Below are 7,435 nucleotides of genomic sequence, written 5' to 3'. Positions count from 1 at the left end.
CTCGTCCAGGCGCTCAGCCAGAACGCCGCCCGGATCGGCGACATGGTCGGGATGATCTCGGGGATCGCCGGCCAGACCAATCTCCTGGCGCTCAACGCCACCATCGAGGCGGCGCGTGCCGGCGCCTCGATGGTGGCGTTGAGCGCCAGAAGGTTGGTCTGCGCGGCGATCGACGAGATCAGCCCGACCACGTCGCCGATGCGGGCGGTGGCCTCGGTCAGCGCCCGGACCTGATCGGCGGTCTGCCCGGCCTCCGTGACCGCGGCCCGGGCGAGACGGGCCGAGCTGTCAACCTGGCGGCCGATCTCCTGGACCGAGGCGCCGAGTTCCTCGGCCGCCACCGCCACGGTGCCGACATTCGACGAGGCCTGCTCGGCGGCCGCCGCCACGGTGGTCGATTGCGCGGCGGTCTCGCGGGCGGTCGCCGTCATGGTCTCGGCGGTGCCGCGCAATTCGCCCGCGGCGGTCGAGACGGTGGCGACCACGCCGGTGATCGCGGCTTCGAAGCCCCGGATCAGGTCGTCGAGCGCGGCGGCGCGGCGCATCCGGCGCAGCTCCTCGGCCTCGCTCTCGCCCCGCAGCCGCTCGCGCTCGATCGCGTTGTCGCGGAAGACCAGCACGGTGCGGGCCATCGCCCCGACCTCGTCGCGCCGCCCGGTCTCCGGCACCGGGAGGTCGGTGCGCCCCTCGGACAGCGCGGTCATCGCGGCGCGCAGGCGCTCCATCGGCCGCACGATCGAGCGGACGATCATCAGCGAGGCGCCGCCGAGGACGAGCACGATGAGGAGCGCCGCGAGGGCGAGGCGCTGGACCTGGGCGACGATCATCGCCCGCAGGTCGCTGACGTAGTCGCTGGTCCCGATGTAGAAATCGTAGGGCGCGTAGAAGCGGAAGAGCCCGATCTTCGGCACCGCGGCCGTCTCGCCCTCCGGGACCCAGGTATAGCGGAAGGTGGCTGCGCCGTCGCGCTTGGCCCGGGGCATCACGTCGGCGACGTAGCGGAAGCCGGTCGGATCGGTCACGCCCATCAGGTTGCGGCCGACCACCTTCGCGGCCGGGTGGGCGATCACCGTGCCGGTGCCATCGTTCACGAACAGGTAGTTGTCGCGCCCGTGCCGCATCGCCGCGATGTCGGCGAGCGCCGCCTCGCGGGACGCGGCCTCGGTGATCTCGCCCTTGATCGCCTTCTGCCGGTAGCGCTCGACGATGTTGGCGGCGGCCTCGGTGATCAGCGACAGACGCTCGATGCGCTGGGCCAGCATCGCCTCGTACTGGTAGTTGAGCGCGATCCCGCCGAGCGCGACCAGGCTCGTTGCGGCGAGCGCGATCAGCAAGGCGAACTTGCGGGGAAGGGTGAGCACGAACATGGGGCGGCCACTCCGGATCCGGACCCTGCCGGATGTCCGCCGGGAAATAGAAGGCGGGAAGTGAATGCCTGGTTTATTTTGTAGGTGATTGTGACGATGCGCGGATGTTCGCGAAAATCTTGCCGCTGCGGCACCGAATGCAAAAATCCGGCCGCCCTCGTGTCGTGGCGTCGCCGGCTGCACGGTCGATAGACGATGCGAGGCCCTAACCGACCCCGGCCCGCAGGCCCCCGCGCCGGCGTGCCGGCACCGCGACGGGCTCCACGGCCTCGCTGGGCGCGAGCGCCTGCGTCTCGCCTCTGGCGAGCGCCTGCGTCTCGCCGCGGGCGAGCGCCAGCACCATGCCGGTGAAGATCTGCTGCAATCCATCCGTCGTGAGCCGTCCGCCCGGCTTGTACCAGGTGCAGATGCCCGACAGCATCGCCAGGATGGCGAGCGTCGCCATCCGGGTATCCGCGAGGTGGAACTCGCCGGTGGCGCGGCCGTGATCGAGGATCTCGCCGAGCTTGCGCTCGTAGTCGCGCCGCATCGCCACCACGGCGGCGAGGTTGTCCGGCTCGAGGCTGCGCAGCTCCGAGTAGCAGATGAACACCTCCTGCGGCCGCGCGACGTGATAGGCGACGTGGAACTCCGTGAACCGGGTCAGCCGCGCTTCGGCGCTGCCCTCGGAGAGCAAAGCCGCGTCGAGGGCCGCGTGCAGGTCGAGCATGTGGCCGCGGATGAGGTCGAACAGGAATTCCTGCTTGTTGCGAAAATAGTTGTAGAGCGAGCCCTGCTGGATGCCGACCTCGGCCGCGAGCTGGCGCAGGCTCATCGCAGCGTAGCCGTGGGTGGCGATGAGGCTGAGTCCCGCCCGCCGGATGGCCTCCTCGGTCCGCGGTCCCGACGAGCCTGCGATACGCGCCATGCTGCCCTTAACCCTACGCTGACGGGGCGCCCGACCCCACGACTTTCGTCGCGCCAGTGTAGCACTTGACGCTCGGAAAAAAACAGTCGAACGTATTTCCAAGGCGGATGATCCGGACACATACCGGGCATCCGCCACAGGCAGAGCGGCGCCGGAGACGAGCGCGGCCGCCATCCCAGGGAGGGTCAGGCGTGGCGGAAACCCTTGCGGTTCGCCAGATCTCGTTGCGCTTCGGCGGCGTGAAGGCACTGACGGATGTCAGCTTCGCGGTCGAGAAGGGCGAGCTCTTTTCGATCATCGGCCCGAACGGCGCCGGCAAGACCTCGATGATCAACTGCATCTCGGGCCGCTACAAGCCGTCCGAGGGCCAGATCCTGCTCGACGGCCGCGACATCACCAAGGCGACGCCGAACCAGCGCCCGAAGCTCGGCATCGGCCGGACCTTCCAGAACCTCGCGCTGTTCCACCACATGACCGTGCTCGACAACATCCTGGTCGGGCGCCACCACCTGATGCGCAACAACTTCGTCACCGGCTCGCTCTACTGGCTGCCGGGGGTGCGGAGCGAGGAGCTGGCGCATCGCCGCCGGGTGGAGGAGATCATCGATTTCCTCGACCTCCAGGCCTACCGCAAGGCGCCGGCCGGCACCCTCTCCTACGGCTTGCGCAAGCGGGTGGAACTCGCCCGTGCCATGGCGCTGGAGCCCAAGCTCATCCTCCTCGACGAGCCGATGGCCGGCATGAACCTCGAGGAGAAGGAGGACATGGCCCGCTACATCGTCGATCTCAACGAGGAGTTCGGCATGACCGTCGTGATGATCGAGCACGACATGGGCGTGGTCATGGACATCTCGCATCGCGTCATGGTGCTCGATTTCGGCCGCCGCATCGCGCTCGGCCGCCCCGAGGCGGTTCTCGCCGATCCGCATGTGCGCAAAGCCTATCTCGGCGAGGACGACGAGGAGCCCGCAACGCTGGAACCCGCGAGGGCCGCGTCGTGACGACCGATTTCTCAAGCATCGCGCGTGAGGCCGACACCTTCCCCAAGCTCCTGCGCCGCAACGCCGCCGCGCATCCGGGCGAGGTCGCGCTCCGCGAAAAGATTTTTGGGCTGTGGCGCCCGACGACCTGGGCCGAGTACCACGCCCGGACCCGCGCCTTCGCGCTCGGCCTCTCCGATCTCGGGATCGACGGCGGCGACGTCGTCGGGCTCATTGGCGACAACCGGCCCGACTGGGTCGCTGGCGAGATCGCCGCCCACGCGCTTGGCGCCCTGTCGCTCGGCCTCTACCGCGACGCGCTCGAGGACGAGGTCCAATATCTCCTGGCCTTCGCCGAGGTGAAGGCGGTGATCGCCGAGGACGAGGAGCAGGTCGACAAGCTCCTCAACCTCGCCGACCAGGTGCCGAGCCTGCGCCACATCGTGTTCTGCGATCCCCGCGGGATGCGCAAATACGACGATCCCCGCCTGATCTCGGCCGACGCGCTCGCCGCCCGCGGCGAGGCGATGCATGCGGCCGATCCCGGCCTCTACGACCGCATGGTCGATGCGACCGATGCCGAGGCGGTGGCGATCCTCTGCACCACCTCGGGCACCACGGCGCGGCCGAAGCTGGCGATGCTGAGCGGCGGCCGGGTCCTGCGCCACTGCGCCCGCTACCTCGCCGCCGACCCGAAGGGGCCTGAGGACGATTACGTCTCGGTGCTGCCGCTGCCCTGGATCATGGAGCAGGTCTATGCGCTCGGCCAGGCTCTGCTCTCTCGCATGAAGGTCAACTTCGTCGAGGATGCCGACACGCTGATGCACGACTTCCGGGAGATCGCCCCGACCTTCGTGCTGTTCGCCCCGCGCGTCTGGGAAGCGGTTGCCGCCGACGTGCGCGCCCGGATGATGGACGCGTCCCCGTTCAAGCGCGCCCTCTACGAGCGCGGGATGAAGATGGGATTGGCCGCCCTCGACAAGGGCACGCGCTCTGGCGCCGCCGAGGCCCTGCTGTTCCGGGCCCTTCGCGATCGCCTCGGCTTCACGCGGCTCACCTCCGCGGCGACCGGCGGCGCGGCGCTCGGCCCCGACACGTTCCGGTTCTTCCGCGCCATGGGCGTGCCGTTGCGCCAGCTCTACGGGCAGACCGAGACGCTCGGCGCCTACACCCTGCACCGGGGCGAGACGGTCGATTTCGACACGGTCGGCGTGCCGTTCGACGACAGCATCGAGATCCGGGTGCTCGATCCCGACCGCAACGGCATCGGCGAGGTGCTGGCGCGCCACGCCAACATGTTCCACGGCTACTACAAGGCCGGCCCCGACACCCCGAGCGACGTGCGCGACGGCTGGATGCATACCGGCGACGCCGGCTACGTCGACAAGAAGGGCGAACTGGTCGTCATCGACCGGATCAAGGACCTCGCCGTCAACATCCACGGCGAGCGCTTCTCGCCGCAATACATCGAGAACAAGCTGAAGTTCAGCCCTTACGTCGCCGAGGCCGTCATCCTCGGCGCCGGGCGCGAGTACCTGGCGGCGCTGGTCTGCATCCGCTACGCGGTCGTCGCCAAATGGGCCGAGAAGAACCGCATCGCCTTCACCACCTATTCCGACCTCGCCGCGAAGCCGGCAGTGATCGACCTGATCCGCCGCGAGGTCGAGAAGGTCAACCAGGGCCTCACCGACGTACAGCGCGTCGCGAAGTTCGTGCTCCTCTACAAGGAGCTCGATGCCGATGACGGCGAATTGACCCGTACCCGCAAGGTCCGCCGCGGCGTCATCAACGAGAAGTACGGAGACCTGATCGACACGATCTATGCCGGGGCGCCGAGCTACCGGGTCGATACGGTGATCCGGTTCCAGGACGGCACGACGCAACGCATCCGCACCACCCTGCCGGTGATCGACCTCACGGTTTCTCCCGCCACCCTCGCCGCCGCCGAATAGGGCTAGCTTGAGAAGGGTCTCGCACCCATGAATACCCATCTCCTGCTCCAGCTCGTGGTCAACGGGCTGATCGTCGGCGCCCTCTACGGCGTGGTCGCGATGAGCTTCGTGCTGATCTACAAGGCCAGTCAGGTCGTGAACTTCGCGCAGGGCGAGTTCCTGCTGATCGGCGCCTGGGTGTGCTGGTGGCTGCTCACCACCTACCAGCTGCCGTTCCTCGTCGGCATGGGCATCACCTTCGCGTTCATGCTGGTCTTCGGCATCGCGCTGCAAGTCGTGGTGCTGCGGCCGCTGATCGGCGAGCCGATCATCTCGGTCATCATGGTGACGATCGGCCTGTCGATCTTCTTCCAGGCCCTGTGCAAGTGGCTGTTCGGCGTCTTCGCCCAGCCCTTCCCGCCGATCTTCCAGACCCAGTCGGTGTCGTTCCTCGGGCTCGAGATCCAGACCGTCTATCTGATGAGCCTCGGCATCTCGGTCGCCATGATGGCGGGCTTCGCCTGGTTCTTCCAGTATTCGAAGCACGGGCTCGCCATGCGGGCCACCGCCTTCAACCAGCAGGTGGCCCAGTCGCTGGGCATCTCGGTCCGCAACGTCTTCGCGATGGCCTGGGCGATCTCGGCGGTGGTGTCGTCGGTCGCCGGCATCGTGGTCGGCATCGTCAACGGCGTGTCGTCGGCCCTGTCGCTCTACGGCATCAAGGTGTTTCCGGCCGTCATCCTCGGCGGGCTCGACTCGGTCGTCGGCGCGGTCATCGGCGGCCTCGTCATCGGGGTGCTGGAGAACGTCGCGCAATATGTCGACGGCCAGTACCTGCACTGGGGCAACCTCTACGAGATCGTTCCCTTCTACGTCCTGGTGGTGATCCTGATGATCAAGCCCTACGGCCTGTTCGGCACCCGCGACATCGAGCGCGTCTGATGGCGACCCAGAGCCTGATTCCCGCCGGCGACTACCGCACCACGTATGCCGCCGACACCACCATCTTCCCCACCGCCGGCAGCCGCTATGCGGTCTGGGCGGGGCTGACCTTGCTCTGCTGCGCGCCCCTGGTGCTCGACCGCTACTGGCTGAGCCTGCTGATCCAGATCGGCTACTTCGCGGTGGCGGCTCTGGGACTCAACATCCTGGTCGGCTTCACCGGGCAGATCTCGATCGGGCACGCCGCCTTCTTCGGCTTCGGCGCCTTCGCGTCGGCCTGGCTGTCGAACAATTACGGGATCCCGGTCTTCTTCGCGATCCCGCTCGCCGGCGTCCTGACGACGGCGGTGGGCCTGATCTTCGGCCTGCCGGCAGCGCGGCTGAAGGGCCTCTACCTCGCCATCGCGACGCTCGCCGCGCAGTACATCCTGCAGGATTTCTTCGCCCGGGCGAACTGGTTCACCGGGGGCGTCGCCGGCACGGCGGCCGACGCCTTCTCGATCTTCGGCTTCGCTTTCGACACCGACCACCGCTACTTCTACGTGGTGCTGGCCTATTTGGTGCTGACCTTCGTGCTCGCCACCAACCTGATGCGCTCCCGCGACGGCCGGGCGCTGGTGGCGGTCCGCGACCACTACCTCTCGGCGGAGATGATGGGGATCAACCTCACCCGCTACCGCACCCTGTCCTTCGGGCTCTCGGCCTTCTTCGCCGGCATCGGCGGCGCGCTCTACGCGCATTACCTGCAATTCGTCTCGGTCGAGGGCTTCGGCATCCTGCTGTCGATCCAGTTCCTCGGCATGATCATCATCGGCGGCCTCGGCTCGATCATGGGCACGCTGATGGGCACCGCCTTCATGGTGCTGGTGCCCGAAGCCATGGGCTGGCTCACCGACGCGGTCCGCGGCTCGGCCCTCGACCGGGCCTTGTCGCTCAAGGACAACCTGTCCTTCCTGCGCGAGATGGCGATCGGGCTGGTGATCGTGCTCTTCCTGATGTTCGAGCCCGACGGACTCGCCCATCGCTGGCGCCAGATCAAGGCGTACTGGAAGCTGTATCCGTTCTCGCACTGACATCATCGACAAACAAGCCAGGCGGATCGCGGCCGGATCAAGGGGGACACTGACCACGAGCTCTCCCTTTCCCGGACGAATGGAACGAAGTGGAAGGAGATCCGGGATCCAGCACAAGATGTGCCGCGAAGCGGCTCAGCAGACTGCACCGTTGCAGGCAGTCGGTCGCTTCGCGAAGTTTTACAGCTGGATCCCGGATCTCCTTCCGCTGACGCTCCAGTCGTCCGGGAAAGGG

At 67.7% G+C, this 7,435-nt stretch carries 5 protein-coding genes and 2 pseudogenes; 5 read left to right on the top strand and 2 right to left on the bottom strand.

What is annotated here, in order from left to right; translation table 11 throughout:
* Window positions 1-127, top strand: a pseudogene (locus QR78_RS36740) (methyl-accepting chemotaxis protein); the annotation flags it as partial.
* 43 nt (window positions 128-170) lie between these two features.
* Here the strand turns inward: QR78_RS36740 and QR78_RS22225 are convergent.
* Both QR78_RS22225 and QR78_RS22220 read right to left on the bottom strand, forming a co-directional pair.
* A pseudogene (locus QR78_RS22225) lies at window positions 171-1,262 on the bottom strand (cache domain-containing protein); the annotation flags it as partial.
* A gap of 310 nt (window positions 1,263-1,572) precedes the next feature.
* Entirely contained in the window at window positions 1,573-2,274 is a 702-nt protein-coding gene (locus QR78_RS22220; protein ID WP_082172087.1) for a TetR/AcrR family transcriptional regulator, read from the bottom strand.
* A 191-nt stretch (window positions 2,275-2,465) separates the two neighbouring features.
* Here QR78_RS22220 and QR78_RS22215 point away from each other — a divergent pair, with 191 nt between their 5' ends.
* The 4 genes from QR78_RS22215 to QR78_RS22200 are packed head-to-tail and all read left to right on the top strand — an operon-like array spanning window position 2,466 to window position 7,200.
* Window positions 2,466-3,275 carry an ABC transporter ATP-binding protein gene (locus QR78_RS22215; RefSeq protein ID WP_048429763.1) on the top strand — a complete coding sequence of 270 codons (810 nt, stop codon included), beginning with the start codon at window positions 2,466-2,468 and terminating at the stop codon, window positions 3,273-3,275.
* Window positions 3,272-5,206 carry a long-chain fatty acid--CoA ligase gene (locus QR78_RS22210; RefSeq protein ID WP_048429762.1) on the top strand — a complete coding sequence of 645 codons (1,935 nt, stop codon included), beginning with the start codon at window positions 3,272-3,274 and terminating at the stop codon, window positions 5,204-5,206. The genes QR78_RS22215 and QR78_RS22210 overlap by 4 nt, the downstream gene beginning before the upstream one ends.
* Before the next feature lie 27 nt (window positions 5,207-5,233).
* Window positions 5,234-6,127 carry a branched-chain amino acid ABC transporter permease gene (locus QR78_RS22205; protein ID WP_048429761.1) on the top strand — a complete coding sequence of 298 codons (894 nt, stop codon included), beginning with the start codon at window positions 5,234-5,236 and terminating at the stop codon, window positions 6,125-6,127.
* On the top strand, window positions 6,127-7,200 hold the full coding sequence (locus QR78_RS22200; RefSeq protein WP_048429760.1) for a branched-chain amino acid ABC transporter permease: 1,074 nt from the start codon (window positions 6,127-6,129) through the stop codon (window positions 7,198-7,200). Before QR78_RS22205 ends, QR78_RS22200 begins: the two co-directional genes overlap by 1 nt.
* The last annotated feature ends 235 nt before the right edge of the window (window positions 7,201-7,435 follow it).

It is taken from the genome of Methylobacterium indicum, from assembly GCF_001043895.1.
GTDB classification, from domain to species: Bacteria; Pseudomonadota; Alphaproteobacteria; order Rhizobiales; family Beijerinckiaceae; genus Methylobacterium; species Methylobacterium indicum.
This window is presented reverse-complemented; position numbering and strand designations above follow the sequence as displayed.

What these genes read in the sequence shown, in the direction of transcription:
- QR78_RS22220 (WP_082172087.1), bottom strand. Translation starts at nt 2,274, where the DNA reads ATGGCGCGTATCGCAGGCTCGTCGGGACCGCGGACCGAGGAGGCCATC.
- QR78_RS22205 (WP_048429761.1), top strand. Translation starts at nt 5,234, where the DNA reads ATGAATACCCATCTCCTGCTCCAGCTCGTGGTCAACGGGCTGATCGTC.
- QR78_RS22200 (WP_048429760.1), top strand. Translation starts at nt 6,127, where the DNA reads ATGGCGACCCAGAGCCTGATTCCCGCCGGCGACTACCGCACCACGTAT.